Genomic DNA, 14,173 nt, shown 5'->3' with positions numbered 1-14,173 from the left:
TTTTACGTCAAGCTAAATAGTTTCAATCCCTGATAGGGATTATAAGGTATTGCGACAACGGATTGTTGGGGAAGTAAAAGACCCCAGAATCAGTTTCAATCCCTGATAGGGATTATAAGGTATTGCGACTGCGGGCTTCTGGAACCCTTGATATATTTGGTTTTCGAGGTACGATTCTGACAACCTGAATCGAATATATCATTTCAGCCATTGACTTGTCAACGGGCAAAAATAAAAAAAGGCTGAAACCCTATTCCCATAAAGCATTCAGGAATTCTGACAACCTCCTTACCGCCTTAAGACATCTCAAACCCATAACAGATAAACCTTTCAGACCCAAAATTTCTCCTTCTATTTTGAACAGCTATAGGTTGTCGGAAATTGGGCCCCATCAGCGCGTCTTAGTGGGTTGACTGGGAATGGATTGCAGTTGAGTCTGACGAATTTGCCACCAAATCGCAAAACCTCCCGCAATAAATATCACAAATAAACTCAAAATAAAAACTACCTCCTTCCACTTAGACATTGACTTGGAGGGGGGCTGAACCTCTGGCTCAGGAATAGATTCATCATATAATAAAACCTTAGATGCTGCCGTAGGTTCAGACTCCAAAGATTCCATTTTTGTCGGTAGATGAGGCGTTTCTAGTAATACTAATTTTTGCGGAGATACCCCACAATAGGTGAGTACAACCGAGATATTATCATGACCATTCTTATCATTGGCAATGTCAATCCATCCCTGTACCGCCGATTCTAAAGATTGTTCTCCATTTAACACTGAAGCCGAAAAATCTTGCCAACATTGTTCCACCCGTTGATTATCACTTAATCCGTCGGAACATAATAATAATAATCCATCTTCCTCAATAATAAATCGTTGTACCGTTGGTCGTAAAAACTCCGCTTCCCGGGTTCCTAAAGCCTGGGTTAAAGCTCCCGAACCTGACCGTTGAGCAGCATCCCAATATAAGCTCCGACCGTGACAAACCTCCCGATTTGCCACATCATCATCAACAGTTAATTGTTGACAGGAATTCTGAGTAATCCAATAGGCGCGACTATCCCCCACATTCACCAGATATAATTCATGGCAATTGGTTAACTCAATACCTTCGGGGGTTTTTACTTTCTGAGGTAACTGTAAAGCCATGACTAAGGTTGTTCCCATCCGTTGTCTAAATTCTCGCCTCTGCTCATTATTTTGGGCAGCAATAACGTTATTAACAACTCGGGTAATTTCTTGCAGTTGTTCAATAATTAATTCCGGTGGGGCCAACTCCTCTTGCTGGGAAATTTCTGCCATCAAACTATGAATTAAAGGCTTTAAAGACTGTACTGCTAATTGACTCGCCACCTCACCACCATCATGACCGCCCACCCCATCACAAACAATGCTTAAATGGGGAATTAATTTATCATTTGGATAAAGATGAAAATTCCGCACATCAGAAATAGTTGGATAACAACTATCCTCATTCTCTGAACGTCTGACCCCCACATCCGTTAGTCCCGTTACCGCCAAATGTAAGGGGAGTTGAGCCGCCTGTTCCATCAATAATTGATTCAGTTGACTCGCCACCTCTTTTAAGCAGTCCTCCTGGCGACGCATTAATTGGTGAATAGTTTGTAAACGATACTGTATAGTCGGATGGGCTGTTTCTATCAATGCCACCCAAGATTCCGCTAAATCTCGTTGGGTCGGTTGCACCTTGCCCTGATGTAATTCTCGCAACCGCACCCGCCAACCGTCCACCCGCAGGTTCTCCTTGACAAACAAACTATAAGCCGCCCCCTGTTCGGTTAAGGGTATCCACAGTTGCAGCATTTGCCATAACCAATAGACCTGACGCACGGCGGAGGATTTCGGCCAAACTTCCACCAAAGTCGGAAAGAGTTGACCCCGACTATCGACGGGAATGTTATCTAATAGTAGGGTTTCCGTCGCTTCTGGGGGAATACCCAAGGGATAAACCCCAAACACCCCAGGAATATGCAAATGATGGGGATATAAATATAAATAGGATAATATCGATTCTGAAAGAATATCGGGCAAAATCGGTGGGGCACCAGGTTTAGTATCTAACCAAACCTGGGGGAAAGTAACATAATAGCGATTTCCCACTAACTGACCGGGTTGAATTTGACTCGCCCCCGAACCTGTCGCCCACAAATATCGATAGGTGAGGGGGGTTTGGCAAGTTTCACAAATTCGATGCCCCAAGGAGTTAGGCGGTTGGGGACAGGCGGGGTTAGTGCAATGAATCGGCGGCGGCGCCGAGGTGCTAATTTGAAATAATTTTTCTAAGGACACGGCTAAGACAGTTAATAGGGGACTTAATCGTAGAAAGGTTAATAATATAAGGGGATTGTAGCTTTTATGGATTTATAGAAATAAACGGGAAGACTTAAAATTCACTATCTTCAAAAAGTGAGAACGGCAACAAAGTTTTATAATACATAGAAAGTACCAATTATTAAAACCTTAACATTGATGAACACAGAATCTTATATTTTTGTTGCGGGTGCAAGTCGCGGTGTCGGGCGAGAAGTGGTCAAATTCCTCCGCCACCAACAGATAAACGTCAAAGCCCTATTGAGAACACCGGATACTCGCCCAGAATTAGAGGCCCTGGGGGTGCGGGTGGTGATGGGGGATGCCCTGGATATAACTGCCGTTGAACAGGCTATATTCGGCCCAGAACCAATTTCGGCGGTGATTAGTACCATTGGCGGTTTACCCAAAGATGGGGAGCGGGCGGACTATTTAGGGAATCTACATTTAATTGACGCGGCGGTGAAAGCTGGCGTCGGGAAGTTTATTCTTGTATCTTCGATTGGCAGTGGAGAAAGTGTGGTAGCCCTGCCTCCCCAAGCCCTAGAAACCTTAAAATCGGTTTTGGTGGAAAAGGAAAAAGCAGAACAGCATTTAATTAATAGTGGGCTGAATTACACGATTATTCGTCCGGGGGGGCTGAAGTCTGAACCCGCCACCGGAAACGGCGTATTAACGGAAAATTACCGGATAGCGGGAACAATTCATCGGGCTGATGTGGCTCAATTGGTCTGTGATTGTTTATGTTCAGAGGTAGCCAATCATAGGATTCTCTCAGCTATTGACCGGAATATGACCTACGGACAATCGGATTTTGAAATTTTGAATTTGAGTTAAATCTAAATTCAGTAATTCTAAGTGTTATGGTAACTACCATAATTTAATACCAAATTTAGATTTAGGCGGTAAAATTTGTAAGTCTTTCATTGCGGGTGAAACGAAGCAATCACGGGGTTTTTGAGAAGTTTATTAGTTTTTTAAATCTAAATTAACCTGGATTCTCGTTTCATCCCAACTATTTTTAACTTGCCAATTTGAATCTTGATTATTTTCCAAATTGGCATTAATATTTTCCGCAACTTGATCGAGTTTATCCTGAGATAAACTTTCGGAATTAGAAGTTTTTGCTTGCAGTTCATCGATACTAATACTAACAATTTCTAAACCATCTCCAGACTGAGCGGAATTGGAGGGATTTTTAGCGTCGGATTTAGACATCTTCACTCTTTTATAAATCAGGATATAACTCTATTATAACCTGAATTCTTAAAAAGGCAAATCATCTTCAAAATCTGGATTGTTTTCTAAAGGTTGTACTTGAGGCGCAATCATTTTTTCAGCTTGTTTAATTCTTTCAAATAAAGAAGAACGAGATTGTTGGCGTTTTTGAATTAATTTGTTAATATTATATTTAACTTTCAATTCTTCTCGTTCCTCGGGGGGTAAAGGTTGATAATCGGGTAAAAAATCCGCCGCCGTCACAACAGGAACCCTAGGGCCTAATTTTTCGATAGGAATTTGGGGAAGACGGGCTAGAAAATAGTCTTTTCTGTTTCTAATTTGTTCCGATTTATTATTAATTTCGGTGATAATTCCGATAATTTGACTCAAATGATGGTTAGACAAAGCCCTCTGAATATCCAGACTTTCCCAGGGAATTTCTAAACTTTCTATTTGTTTTAAAATCTCGGGAGGAATATGATCTAAATTCGGGGGATTGTCCGTTGTTTTTAAGCTAATTAAGGCCTGATTTAATTGACTTTCAATCTGGTTAATCACCTCATGGTGATGGTCTTGAGAAACCGGGTTTTGTAACAGGTCTTGCAGGTTTTGGGTCGCTTGTTGCAAAAGCTCAAGGGTCGCCTGAAGTTGGGGGGAAGGGGTGGATTTAAAGTGATTCAAGGTCTTCTAATTCCTGGGTAGACTGCCATCCGGGTTGCCATAAAGCCCGGTCTTGAAGTTGTTGGGCATTTAACCAAAATCTCACCTTGGGGTCACAGGATGCCACCATTTCGGCAAATACCCATTTGCCTTGATTTTTGCGGTTTGCGACTTGGAAATGCCTCCAACCCCAGGTTTTTTGATTTGCTGTCCATTTAGACCCTAATAGATAGGGGAATTTTTGCTTTTTTGCCATTGTTGAGATTGGGGCACGGGACGATAACAGTAATTGTTAAAGATTGTGACAGATTTTTTGCCCACTTGCCAAGGTTGTTTTTCAATACGACAGGTTGTCATAGTTTATGGTAGGATGTTCCTTAACGCTTAGAAAGTTATATTTTTTAGAGGCAAGTTATGAATCAGATGGTTTCAGTGTCCAAGCGGGTCGCCCTAGTTTTGTCTGTGGCCTTTTTAATGATTAGCACCTTTGTTTTTGGTGTGGGTCAAGCCTCCGCAGAAACCTTTACTGTTAAAATGGGTGCTGATTCGGGGATGTTAAAATTTGATCCGAGCAAAGTAGAAGTCAAACCGGGTGATGTTGTTAAATTTGTCAATAACAAACTCCCTCCCCATAATGCAGTTTTTGATAAATCCAAATCTCCCGATGCAGATGTGGCGGTGAAACTTTCCCATAAAGCATTACTTCAAAAACCGGGTGAGTCCTTTGAAGTTGCCTTCACCGATGATATGCCTGCTGGTGTCTATTCCTACTACTGTGAACCCCACCGTGGCGCGGGTATGACCGGTGAAATTGTTCTGAAAAAATAATTAGAGTCCAGTTACTTTAATTCTTGAATTAATCATTAATTTTGGGTGGTTTTTTGTTAGTAATTAAACTAACAAGAGACTGCCCAAATGTCTTTATATTTTTGTAGGGGCGCGGGTTCGCCTAAATCTCAATGCACCTAACCAAAACATCTATAAACCCGCCCAATTTTACCAAAATTTAACTGTGGGGTTGGGCGGGTTTATTTCGGTTAATTGTTATTGGCTAAAATTTAGGTGAACCCGCCCCTACAGTTTTTTTTATATATAGCACCGGAATGGGGAGGAAAACAAAAAACTTCAAGTTTTTTTCCTACAGGCGGTGCACGGGATTTCTATAGTTATAGTCCCTTAAAACTTTAGACTTTAGATTTTAAATTTAAGATAATTTTGCTTGAGTTGCGCCACCTGTTATAGAGATAGCTAAAACCTTAAAATCATCCCTAACCTAAAACCTAAAGTCTAAAACTGTCAACGATTAACCGATGTTAGCGCAGGTATTTACCACCACCCCATTGTTCAGGACGAACTTTGGGTTCTAATAATAGATATCCAGCCAGATTATATAAATCATCTTCCGTCAGATTTCGCATGACAACGAAAATATCTGAACTCTTGGTACTGGGGTGGGTTTCAGAAATTTCTTCCAGCCCATCATAGGTCGTGGGATTTTTGATAAAGTCGATCAGGGCGACAATATTATCGCGGGAAGGGGATGCCCCGGCTAAGGTTGCAGGACTGAGGTTAATATCAGGATTGGTTTTGGTCATCCCTAAAGCGTGACAGGAAGCGCAGGCCTTATTAAATAGGTTTTTGCCCTTCTTCAGTTGTTTTTCACTTAGAACAACGGTTTCGCCCTGGTCATTTAGGGGCAAAGTCCGAAGTTCTTGGGTCAAGTCTACCGCATTGGCATTAGTGACAAACAGTTGAAAGGTGAAAAATACAGTGGCTATTGCCAGCCAAAAGTATCTTTTTAGCATAGTTCTCCTTATGACTAAGTTAGTGATTAAAAGCTAAATCCAGTCTTGGCTTGATCCGCGAACAGAAGTTAGTTTAGTTTTGGTTCAGGTATTGAATGTCCCTGAACCCAGTGATTAGCTGATCGGCATTTGTCAATCGTCTATTGTTATTTACCACTTTTCACCGTTTCCGAAATATAATTTCACAGAGGGTTAACCGGTGATTGAACTATTGGGACTCTGGGGACTGACGTTGGGCTGTGATTTTAGACATCAAAGCCTTGGCATCCTCCAGGGCTAAACGGGTTTGAGAATGTTGATAGTCAATTCCCAATTGGTCACACAGTTGGAGTACAGCCTCAACGGGGAGATTGTAGTCCTCTGCTATTTCTGTGATGGACAGGTCGGCAAAACCCATAAGTCTGTTTAAACAATAGGTCTTGATCAAAAATTATCAGAAAAATGGGTTTAAAACCCCGTCTTTCTACGACGGCTTTTTATTCTATTTTAGAGTATACTAAAGAAGTGATCGTGAGCAACAAAAACAATGAAAGTCAGGTATCGGTACAGAATCTACCCAACTGACCAACAAAAGGGCCTGATATCCCAATTGTTCGGTTGCTGTCGGGTGGTTTTTAACGATGCCTTAGCATATTGCCAACAAGAGTATCAAAACGGAAACAAAAAACCTTCTAGTAATGAACTTTCTAAAAGACTTACAGAACTCAAGAAAACCGAGGAAAAGCAATGGTTAACAGAAGTTTCCTCTATTCCCTTGCAGCAGTCTTTAAGAGATTTAGAGCAGGCTTATTCAAATTTTTTTAAATCCTGTAAAGGGCAAAGAAAAGGTAAAAAAGTTAAACCTCCTAAATTCAAGAAACGTAAATCTAAGCAATCAGCTAGATTTATGGATAACGGTTTTAAACTCTATCCTAATTCTGATTACATTCACCTAGCTAAAATAGGTGATATCAAAGTGATTTGGAGTAGAGAATTACCCGCAGCCCCTTCTAGTTCTACCCTAATTAAAGATAGTGCTGATCGATACTTTGTTAGCTTTGTAGTTGAGTTTAATCCTCAACAATTACCTGAAAATCAAAATTCCGTAGGAATTGATTTAGGAATCACTGATTTTGCTACACTAAGTAACGGTAAAAAAGTTAAATCACCTAAACCTTTAAAAAAACAGTTAAAGCGTTTAAGGAGATTACAGCGTAATTTGTCAAGGAAACAGAAGGCCTGTACTGAGCGGAGTCGAAGTAGCAGTAAAAGGAGGGAAGTTGCTAGAAAGAAACTAGCTAAACTTCATGCTAAAATTTCTGATACCAGGAATGATTTTTTACATAAACTGTCAACTAAGATTATTCGTGAAAATCAAACAATAGTCTTAGAAGATTTGAATGTGTCAGGGATGATTAAGAACCGAAAACTATCCCGTGCTATTAGCGATTTAGGTTGGCGTAGTTTTAGAACTATGTTAGAAGCTAAATCAGTCATGTACGGGCGGGATTTTCGAGTGATTGATAGATTGATTCCTACTTCTCAAACTTGCTCTTGTTGTGGTTTTAAAGGTGGCAAAAAAGAGCTAAATGTTAGAGAGTGGATTTGTTTGAATTGCGGCACTTTTCATGATCGAGATATTAACGCTGCAATTAATATTTTAGTCGCCGGAGGGATGCACGGAGACTCTAAACGGACGTGGAGAGAAGGTAAGACTTTCTGCAAAGAAAGCACATCTCGGCGAAGCGTCAACCCGTCCAGAATTTCAGCAGTTGTCTCCTGAGCCGTGAGCCAGTCGAACGGTCGAAGGGTTGATTTGTTGAAATAGATGGAATCCCCGCCTGTTTTACGGCGGGGTGGATGTCAAAGGAACCTTTGGTATCTTATGAAAACCAACAATTTGATCGCGATCGCCACGGAACACCGATCAACAGTTGCCGCTAGACAGACTTAGAGGGTGAGACACCCTGAGATAAATCTACGGGTGTATGACCCGAAGTTAGGGGGATAACTTCAGCCGTATGGGATAAGGGCCCGGAGGTTTGGGGAAGACGATGGAGACGGATCAATTGGCCCAAGGTTTTTTTCAGTTGGGTACGGGGAACAATGGCATCCACAAACCCATAATTCAATAGGTATTCTGAGGTTTGGAAGTCATCGGGTAACTTCTCTCTTAGGGTTTGTTCAATCACCCGTCTTCCGGCAAAACCAATAGTTGCTTTCGGCTCGGCTAAAATCATATCCCCTAACATGGCAAAACTAGCGGTCACCCCGCCGGTGGTGGGATGGGTGAGGACGGGAATATACAGCAGTCGGGATTTGCGGTGGCGGTGCAAGGCGGCGGAGATTTTCGCCATCTGCATCAGACTTAACATTCCCTCCTGCATCCTCGCGCCTCCAGAGGCACAAATAATCACCACAGGGTAGTTTTCATTAGTGCCATGTTCAATCAGTCGGGTGAGTTTTTCCCCAACCACTGAACCCATACTGCCGCCCATAAACCGGAAGTCCATGACTCCCAGGGCTACGGGTTCACCTTCGAGTAACCCAATTCCAGTTTGTACCGCATCGGATAATCCGGTTTTTTCCCGGGTTTCTCGCAGTCGGTCACTGTAGGATTTGCGATCGCGGAATTTTAGGGGATCAACCGCATACATTTCGGCATCTAAGGCCATCCAGGTATTCGGATCAATCAATTGCCCAATTCGCTCGTCGCTATTGACCATGAAATGATGACCGCATTCTAAACAAACCTTATTATTGGCTTGTAGGTCTTTGGCATAAGTTAAAGCATTGCACTTTTCGCACTTAACCCATAGCCCATCAGCAATTTCCCGTTCCTGGGGTTCAGGATTGCTCGGTAATAATTTGCGCCGATTTGCGAACCAATCAAATAGGGACATTAAAAATTGTTTTGACTTTTGCTGTTTCTAATTTTAAGACTGCGAGGCCTTGGGAAATTGGGGGATTTCCGTTCGCCCCAGGATTAAATTCAAAATCTATACCATGATAGAACGATAGATAGCAAGTCTTAACGTTTAATCTACGGATTCTAATTCTTCATCGATGGGACTTAATAGGAGTAATGCCTCCCATCGATGGGCTAGGGGGACTTGTAGCCCTACCGGGCTGCCCATCCCCAGGGAAGAACATACCCCTAAGCCAATCACCCGGGTGGGAATATCCTGGGCTTCTAGGACTTGCTGCATTAATTCGGCTTCCCATCGCAGAGCCGTTGTTTGAATGGTGATCCAAGACATGGTATTTCAATTGACAAGGGGAAAAAATAGACCCAGATAGGTGGAGAGGATTTGAGGCCCCCAGAGGGCCGTAATAGTCGCACCCAGGGCGAGAAAGGGGCCGAAGGGGATGGGTTGACGGCGACTGATCAAACCGAATGCGATCGCTCCTCCTCCCACCACAGCCCCGAATAAGCAGGCTATAAATCCGGCTACGAGTAAATATTTCCACCCTAGCCAAGCCCCCATCATCGCTGCTAGTTTACTATCTCCGGCTCCCATGGCCGTTTGTCCTATGACCAGGGTTGCCACAAAGGATATGATGTCAAATAACCATAAACCCAGAACCGCCCCAATGATCCCCGTGATTAACCCGTAACTGGGGGATGGGGACTGGCTGAGTTGAAATCCCAAACCCAGGACTAACCCCGACTGGGTGAGAACATTCGGCAGGGTATAGGTATCTAAGTCAATCAGGGATAGGGCAATTAACCAACTGAATAATACCCAATACCCAAAGATCTGGGGAAGGGTGGAAAAGCTCAAAAATATGACTAAAAATAAAAGTCCCGTAGTCGCTTCTACAATCGGATAGCGGCTCGAAATCGGTGCATGGCAATGTTTACAACGTCCCCGTAACCATAGCCAACCGAAAACGGGAATATTTTCTGAGGGGCTCAACCGGGTTAAACAGTGGGGACAGCGAGAGGGGGGATGCAGTATGGATAAACCCGCCGGAATTCGATAAATCACGACGTTGAGAAAACTGCCTATCGATGCTCCCAGGGCAAACACAATTAAATAGGCAGGTAAACTCAGTAGAAGATTCATGTTTGATCTCGATTTCTGACTTGGGTGGTTAAAACAAATCGGCTTCAATCTGTTCAAAGGGGATAAAATATTCCCCGGGGAGCAAAATCGGTTGACCGGAAAATAATAAGCAACTACGATGATTGCTAGGATTGATGGCTACCCCCGATGGCCGCCGCATTCGTTGGGCGTGGACTTCTACATAGGCATGATAGATCTGTTTAGCCACCCTAATTAAGTCGGCATTAAGCTGAGGGGAGAGGGTTTGAGGGTTAGCCAGAAATTCGGTTTGGAGTTGTAAGGCTTGTACCATGGTAGACCCTCAATTACAAATTTTAGAGGAAAAAAACGGTGTTAATTTATTTGTAGGGGCGGGTTCATTAAGGTTTAGGTGATTAACAAAAATCTCACCGAACCTGCCCTTACAGGTTAATTCCCAAATTGTCAATTTTAAATTAAAGTTTTATGATAAACGATCAACCGACTTTACTGGCACTAGATTTTGATGGGGTTCTTTGTGACGGACTGCTGGAATATTTTCAAACCGCCTGGCGAACCTATTGTCAACTTTGGTCGATTCCGACCGGGGTTTCACCGGAAGAATTAGCTCCTTTATTCTATCGAACCCGTCCGGTGATTGAAATTGGTTGGGAAATGCCTGTTTTAATTCGGGCTTTGGTTTTGGGAATTTCGGAAACTGAAATTTTACAGAATTGGTCACAAATTGCTCACAATATTATTACGGAAGAACAATTAAAAGCGGAAATAATTGGCCCCCATTTAGATAGGGTTCGGGATGAATGGATTAATACGGATTTATCTGGTTGGTTGGGATTACATCGGTTTTATCCGGGTGTGATTGAACGGATTAAACCTTTAATTAAAGATGGTTTTCCTGTTTATATTATTACTACAAAAGAGGAAAGATTTGTGCGATCGCTTCTCCAAGAACAAGGAATTACTATTCCTGAAAACCAAATTTTTGGCAAAGGCTATAAACGCCCTAAATATGAAATTATACGGGAATTATTAGCAAGTATTGAACCGACTCCGCATATTTGGTTTATTGAAGATCGCTTACAAACCTTATTATCGGTGACACAAAAACCGGATTTAAACAACGTTCAATTATTTTTAGCAAATTGGGGTTATAATATCCAAAAAGAACGGGATTTAGCTTCGGAATCTTCAACTATTCATTTATTATCTTTGTCTAAATTTAGCCAGGAATTTTCAGCCTGGTTGACTTTTGAATAGAGCAATCCTAAATAGGTTGTAACATTTTAATACAGACATGAAATAGCCAGAAGTATTACCCCAGATAAGGCATTCCCTGTTCCCTGTTCCTTTTTTACCTTTGATTTAAGGATTGAATATAATTGACTTCTTCTTGCCAATAAGAGGGTAGGCTATTCCAGGGGTCTTTGTCTGGACTATCGGGGCTATCATCTGTGATATAAATATATTGGATATTCCTTTCCACTGCTTTGTCAATATGGCTTTTCATCGTGGCTGCATCGGGTACGGTATGAATTAAGCCCGAAAAACGTTTAGGATCATAATTACTGACATAGGGAGAAGGTTGATAGTTCGGCCATTCTTTAGAATAATTCTCAAAAATTATAGCAATATCTGCGGCGGGTTTACTTAGATAACCTTCGTCTGGATGAGTTCCTTGATTCAGTACCACGGTATCTAAATTGGGTTTAGCTTTAGTATAGTTATATATCTCTTGATAGTAGTCTAATTTATCCGCTCCACTCGCAGCTTCATCGAAGAAAATACCCTGAAGATCGTAGTATTTACTATAGACATCAATATCGTTTTTGACTTGCTGAATATCACGCTTACCATAGTTAGTCGCAACATATCCTAGGATCGTAATATTATCTTGACGCAGATCCTTTAGACCTTTGGTATAGTCCTGATTGGGCGGACTTCCACCGGGGCCATTATTCGGATTAATTACTGCTGTAATGGGTACTTTTTCGGCTGCTTTGACAACTTCTGGCCAAAAATAAGTCTGGGAATTATACCAAGTGGGATAGGAATATAAGGGGATTAGCACTTGCATTTGAGTGGAATGTTCGGGTTGTTTTGCTGAACAGACTGTTAATAAAGATGACAACAAAAATATCACAGTCAAGGTACCAATTTTGGCGTTGAAATTAGGCATTTTGGGGAAAATATTTGGGGAAACTGTTTTTCGACGCTCTCTAACCACGCTTTCATAATTATAGAACAAGTTGGGCGAAATTTTCAACTCCATATTCCGCAGATTTTAGCATTACCTATTCTAAGATTGCCTGATGTACGATATAATTTTAACTATGTTAAGGGGATGAACATAGATAGCCCTACTTCGTTTAGTTTTAAAAAAATGGGTTGGATTTATTTAATTTTAGCCGGATTATTTGAATTGGGATTTTCCAGTTTTCTGAAACTCTCAGAAGGACTAACAAAACTCCCTGCAATTTTGGCGTTTATTGGCTTTGGGGCGTTAAGTTTTTGGTTCTTAAGCAAAGCTATGGAAACCATTCCTATCGGCACTGCTTACGCTGTTTGGACAGGAATTGGAGCATTAGGAACGATAATTGTTGGAATTATTTTTTTTAAAGATCCCGTTAGTTTAGGACGGTTATTTTTTGTGGGTTTATTAGTAGTTTCTTTAATTGGTTTAAAAGCAACTTCTTCCTAATTTAATTCATATTATTTTTCCTCGTCAACATACATCTTTCCATTGGGCATTGTTGCCCCTTTAAACTGTGCATCGCGTAGATTTGTTCCCTCTAAATCTGCCCCTTTTAAATTAGCACCGCGTAAATTTGCCCCTTGTAAATAGGCATTTTTTAGGTTGGCTTTACTTAAATTTGCTCCTCGTAAATCTGCCCCGGCTAAGTTGGCTTCCTGTAAATTAGCCCGTTCTAAATAAGCTCCTAATAAATTAGCCCGTTCCAATTTTGCACCTTTTAAATTTGCCTTTTGCAAATCCGTATCTTCTAAACTGGCTCCTTCTAATACGGCATCAATTAATTGAGCTTGATTCAAGTTAGCTTGATTCAGTTTAGCATAGCCTAACTTAGCTTTTCCTAAATTAGCTTTTTCTAAATTAGCTTTTTCTAGTTTTGCTAACCATAACACTGCTTCTGATAGGTTAGCATTTGTTAAATTAGCCCCATTTAAAATAGCATTTCCCAAATTAGCTTCGGTTAAATTAGCTTCGGTTAAAATTGCATTTTGTAAATTAGCTTCTGCTAAATTAGCATTTTCTAAATTGGCCCCATTCAGATTAGCATTTCCTAATTTTGCTTGTTTCAGATTCGCTCCGGTTAAATTAGCAGTCAAGAAATTAGCCGATTCTAAATTAGCCGATTCTAAATTGGCTTGACGTAAATCAGCCTGTATAAATACAGTATTATTGAGTTGGGCATTTTTTAAGTTAGCTTGCCATAAATTAACCCGTTGTAAATCAGCATTATTTAGGTTCGCTCCGGTTAAATTAGCATATCCTAAATTAGCACTTGCCAGTTGACTATTTCTTAAATCTGCCCCGGCTAAGGTCGCACCGCGTAAATCAGCTAACTCTAAATTTGCATCATTCAAATCGGCATTTTCTAAGTTAGCTTTCCACAAATAGGCTTCTCTTAAATTAGCCTTTTTCAAATTAGCTCTACTCAAATTACAATCAGGGCATTTCTTTGTTTTTAGCAGAGTTTCTTGGGGATTTTGAGGTTGATTTTTTGATGATGATGAGCTTAAACGAGATTGTTCTGTTTGTAAACGTTGACTCAGGCGACTATTTTCTACCCAAATCCAAATCGCTATTAATGTACTCAAAATCGCTACAACTGGCAAAATGATATTAGCAATCGTTTTCCTCGGTAATCGGGTTAAAGGGTCTGATTTTGTACCTAAATCCGGTGATTCTAAACTGGACAAGGGGTTGGGAGAATCAAAGTGTTCTTTTTGGTTCGGTTCTAGCATTTTTTCTAATCATTCTACCCTGGCGGGTCTAGTAGATGACAATTATGTTGTACCTTTCATACCACAATTTTCTACCGATGAGGAGGGGGTTAAATCTCCAAACCGAGATAATTTTTTTCATAATTTTATCCTAAATTAAT

General features: G+C 41.1%; 18 protein-coding genes and 1 CRISPR repeat array (1 of these 19 only partly in view). Of the genes, 5 read left to right on the top strand and 13 right to left on the bottom strand.

The features are described from left to right. A CRISPR array of direct repeats spans nucleotides 1-129; the repeat unit is 37 nt; unit sequence GTTTCAATCCCTGATAGGGATTATAAGGTATTGCGAC (it extends 3,667 nt beyond the left edge of the window). 262 nt (nucleotides 130-391) lie between these two features. After that, entirely contained in the window at nucleotides 392-2,314 is a 1,923-nt protein-coding gene (locus tag AC2D3N_RS04605) for a PP2C family protein-serine/threonine phosphatase (protein WP_484692916.1), read from the bottom strand. Between the two features lie 180 nt (nucleotides 2,315-2,494). On the opposite strand from AC2D3N_RS04605, the gene AC2D3N_RS04600 reads away from it, so the two are divergent. Beyond that, entirely contained in the window at nucleotides 2,495-3,172 is a 678-nt protein-coding gene (locus tag AC2D3N_RS04600) for an SDR family oxidoreductase (protein WP_079678700.1), read from the top strand. 132 nt (nucleotides 3,173-3,304) lie between these two features. Here the strand turns inward: AC2D3N_RS04600 and AC2D3N_RS04595 are convergent, their stop codons facing one another. Genes AC2D3N_RS04595 through AC2D3N_RS04580 form a run of 4 tightly spaced genes read right to left on the bottom strand, consistent with a single transcriptional unit; the run spans nucleotide 3,305 to nucleotide 4,573 of the window. Continuing rightward, a complete protein-coding gene (locus AC2D3N_RS04595) occupies nucleotides 3,305-3,553 on the bottom strand; it encodes a hypothetical protein (protein ID WP_484692915.1) in 249 nt (82 codons plus the stop codon). Between the two features lie 48 nt (nucleotides 3,554-3,601). Continuing rightward, nucleotides 3,602-4,237 (bottom strand): hypothetical protein, encoded by a 636-nt coding sequence (locus AC2D3N_RS04590; protein ID WP_484692914.1) that lies wholly within the window; start codon nucleotides 4,235-4,237, stop codon nucleotides 3,602-3,604. Beyond that, complete coding sequence (locus AC2D3N_RS04585; protein WP_079678695.1) at nucleotides 4,224-4,472, bottom strand: TIGR02450 family Trp-rich protein; 249 nt, start codon at nucleotides 4,470-4,472, stop codon at nucleotides 4,224-4,226. The genes AC2D3N_RS04590 and AC2D3N_RS04585 overlap by 14 nt, the downstream gene beginning before the upstream one ends. Then, complete coding sequence (locus AC2D3N_RS04580; protein ID WP_255377616.1) at nucleotides 4,439-4,573, bottom strand: hypothetical protein; 135 nt, start codon at nucleotides 4,571-4,573, stop codon at nucleotides 4,439-4,441. Before AC2D3N_RS04580 ends, AC2D3N_RS04585 begins: the two co-directional genes overlap by 34 nt. Nucleotides 4,574-4,639: 66 nt before the next feature. Here AC2D3N_RS04580 and petE point away from each other — a divergent pair, with 66 nt between their 5' ends. Next, entirely contained in the window at nucleotides 4,640-5,044 is a 405-nt protein-coding gene (gene petE / locus AC2D3N_RS04575) for a plastocyanin (protein ID WP_255377615.1), read from the top strand. A 485-nt stretch (nucleotides 5,045-5,529) separates the two neighbouring features. Here petE and psbV read toward each other — a convergent pair whose 3' ends face one another. Then, on the bottom strand, nucleotides 5,530-6,021 hold the full coding sequence (gene psbV, locus AC2D3N_RS04570; protein ID WP_484692913.1) for a photosystem II cytochrome c-550: 492 nt from the start codon (nucleotides 6,019-6,021) through the stop codon (nucleotides 5,530-5,532). Between the two features lie 208 nt (nucleotides 6,022-6,229). Beyond that, nucleotides 6,230-6,418, bottom strand: coding sequence for a translation initiation factor IF-2 (locus tag AC2D3N_RS04565; RefSeq protein ID WP_079678689.1), 189 nt, complete (start codon nucleotides 6,416-6,418; stop codon nucleotides 6,230-6,232). 129 nt (nucleotides 6,419-6,547) lie between these two features. On the opposite strand from AC2D3N_RS04565, the gene AC2D3N_RS04560 reads away from it, so the two are divergent. Continuing rightward, complete coding sequence (locus tag AC2D3N_RS04560) at nucleotides 6,548-7,783, top strand: RNA-guided endonuclease InsQ/TnpB family protein (protein WP_484692912.1); 1,236 nt, start codon at nucleotides 6,548-6,550, stop codon at nucleotides 7,781-7,783. Between the two features lie 157 nt (nucleotides 7,784-7,940). On the opposite strand, the gene accD is transcribed toward AC2D3N_RS04560, so the two are convergent. From accD to AC2D3N_RS04540, 4 genes are all read right to left on the bottom strand, one after another. Next, nucleotides 7,941-8,903 carry an acetyl-CoA carboxylase, carboxyltransferase subunit beta gene (accD, locus tag AC2D3N_RS04555; protein WP_484692911.1) on the bottom strand — a complete coding sequence of 321 codons (963 nt, stop codon included), beginning with the start codon at nucleotides 8,901-8,903 and terminating at the stop codon, nucleotides 7,941-7,943. Nucleotides 8,904-9,038: 135 nt separating this feature from the next. After that, complete coding sequence (locus AC2D3N_RS04550) at nucleotides 9,039-9,260, bottom strand: hypothetical protein (RefSeq protein ID WP_079678686.1); 222 nt, start codon at nucleotides 9,258-9,260, stop codon at nucleotides 9,039-9,041. A 6-nt stretch (nucleotides 9,261-9,266) separates the two neighbouring features. Further along, nucleotides 9,267-10,070, bottom strand: a complete 804-nt coding sequence (locus AC2D3N_RS04545; RefSeq protein WP_484692910.1) for a prepilin peptidase — start codon at nucleotides 10,068-10,070, stop codon at nucleotides 9,267-9,269. 28 nt (nucleotides 10,071-10,098) lie between these two features. After that, the gene (locus AC2D3N_RS04540) at nucleotides 10,099-10,362 is read right to left on the bottom strand and encodes a hypothetical protein (protein WP_079678682.1); all 264 of its coding nucleotides are present in this window, start codon (nucleotides 10,360-10,362) and stop codon (nucleotides 10,099-10,101) included. A 152-nt stretch (nucleotides 10,363-10,514) separates the two neighbouring features. Here AC2D3N_RS04540 and AC2D3N_RS04535 point away from each other — a divergent pair, with 152 nt between their 5' ends. Beyond that, nucleotides 10,515-11,306 (top strand): HAD family hydrolase, encoded by a 792-nt coding sequence (locus AC2D3N_RS04535; RefSeq protein WP_484692909.1) that lies wholly within the window; start codon nucleotides 10,515-10,517, stop codon nucleotides 11,304-11,306. Between the two features lie 94 nt (nucleotides 11,307-11,400). On the opposite strand, the gene AC2D3N_RS04530 is transcribed toward AC2D3N_RS04535, so the two are convergent. After that, entirely contained in the window at nucleotides 11,401-12,225 is an 825-nt protein-coding gene (locus AC2D3N_RS04530; protein WP_079679560.1) for a spherulation-specific family 4 protein, read from the bottom strand. Nucleotides 12,226-12,429: 204 nt separating this feature from the next. On the opposite strand from AC2D3N_RS04530, the gene AC2D3N_RS04525 reads away from it, so the two are divergent. After that, nucleotides 12,430-12,747 (top strand): DMT family transporter, encoded by a 318-nt coding sequence (locus AC2D3N_RS04525; protein WP_079678678.1) that lies wholly within the window; start codon nucleotides 12,430-12,432, stop codon nucleotides 12,745-12,747. An 11-nt stretch (nucleotides 12,748-12,758) separates the two neighbouring features. Here the strand turns inward: AC2D3N_RS04525 and AC2D3N_RS04520 are convergent, their stop codons facing one another. Then, complete coding sequence (locus tag AC2D3N_RS04520) at nucleotides 12,759-14,033, bottom strand: pentapeptide repeat-containing protein (RefSeq protein WP_484692908.1); 1,275 nt, start codon at nucleotides 14,031-14,033, stop codon at nucleotides 12,759-12,761. Between the last annotated feature and the right edge of the window lie 140 nt (nucleotides 14,034-14,173).

This window comes from Planktothrix sp. PLAVEN19ND (genome assembly GCF_057220675.1).
Note: the sequence above shows the minus strand (reverse complement) of the source record. Positions and strands in the feature narration are given on the sequence as shown.

Excerpts from the sequence above, each read along its gene's own strand:
- AC2D3N_RS04585 (WP_079678695.1), bottom strand. The coding sequence starts at position 4,472 with ATGGCAAAAAAGCAAAAATTCCCCTATCTATTAGGGTCTAAATGGACA.
- AC2D3N_RS04530 (WP_079679560.1), bottom strand. The coding sequence starts at position 12,225 with ATGCCTAATTTCAACGCCAAAATTGGTACCTTGACTGTGATATTTTTG.
- AC2D3N_RS04535 (WP_484692909.1), top strand. The coding sequence starts at position 10,515 with ATGATAAACGATCAACCGACTTTACTGGCACTAGATTTTGATGGGGTT.
- AC2D3N_RS04525 (WP_079678678.1), top strand. The coding sequence starts at position 12,430 with ATGGGTTGGATTTATTTAATTTTAGCCGGATTATTTGAATTGGGATTT.
- AC2D3N_RS04600 (WP_079678700.1), top strand. The coding sequence starts at position 2,495 with ATGAACACAGAATCTTATATTTTTGTTGCGGGTGCAAGTCGCGGTGTC.
- AC2D3N_RS04560 (WP_484692912.1), top strand. The coding sequence starts at position 6,548 with ATGAAAGTCAGGTATCGGTACAGAATCTACCCAACTGACCAACAAAAG.
- AC2D3N_RS04550 (WP_079678686.1), bottom strand. The coding sequence starts at position 9,260 with ATGTCTTGGATCACCATTCAAACAACGGCTCTGCGATGGGAAGCCGAA.
- psbV (WP_484692913.1), bottom strand. The coding sequence starts at position 6,021 with ATGCTAAAAAGATACTTTTGGCTGGCAATAGCCACTGTATTTTTCACC.
- AC2D3N_RS04565 (WP_079678689.1), bottom strand. The coding sequence starts at position 6,418 with ATGGGTTTTGCCGACCTGTCCATCACAGAAATAGCAGAGGACTACAAT.
- AC2D3N_RS04540 (WP_079678682.1), bottom strand. The coding sequence starts at position 10,362 with ATGGTACAAGCCTTACAACTCCAAACCGAATTTCTGGCTAACCCTCAA.
- AC2D3N_RS04595 (WP_484692915.1), bottom strand. The coding sequence starts at position 3,553 with ATGTCTAAATCCGACGCTAAAAATCCCTCCAATTCCGCTCAGTCTGGA.
- AC2D3N_RS04580 (WP_255377616.1), bottom strand. The coding sequence starts at position 4,573 with ATGACAACCTGTCGTATTGAAAAACAACCTTGGCAAGTGGGCAAAAAA.
- AC2D3N_RS04545 (WP_484692910.1), bottom strand. The coding sequence starts at position 10,070 with ATGAATCTTCTACTGAGTTTACCTGCCTATTTAATTGTGTTTGCCCTG.
- petE (WP_255377615.1), top strand. The coding sequence starts at position 4,640 with ATGGTTTCAGTGTCCAAGCGGGTCGCCCTAGTTTTGTCTGTGGCCTTT.
- accD (WP_484692911.1), bottom strand. The coding sequence starts at position 8,903 with ATGTCCCTATTTGATTGGTTCGCAAATCGGCGCAAATTATTACCGAGC.
- AC2D3N_RS04520 (WP_484692908.1), bottom strand. The coding sequence starts at position 14,033 with ATGCTAGAACCGAACCAAAAAGAACACTTTGATTCTCCCAACCCCTTG.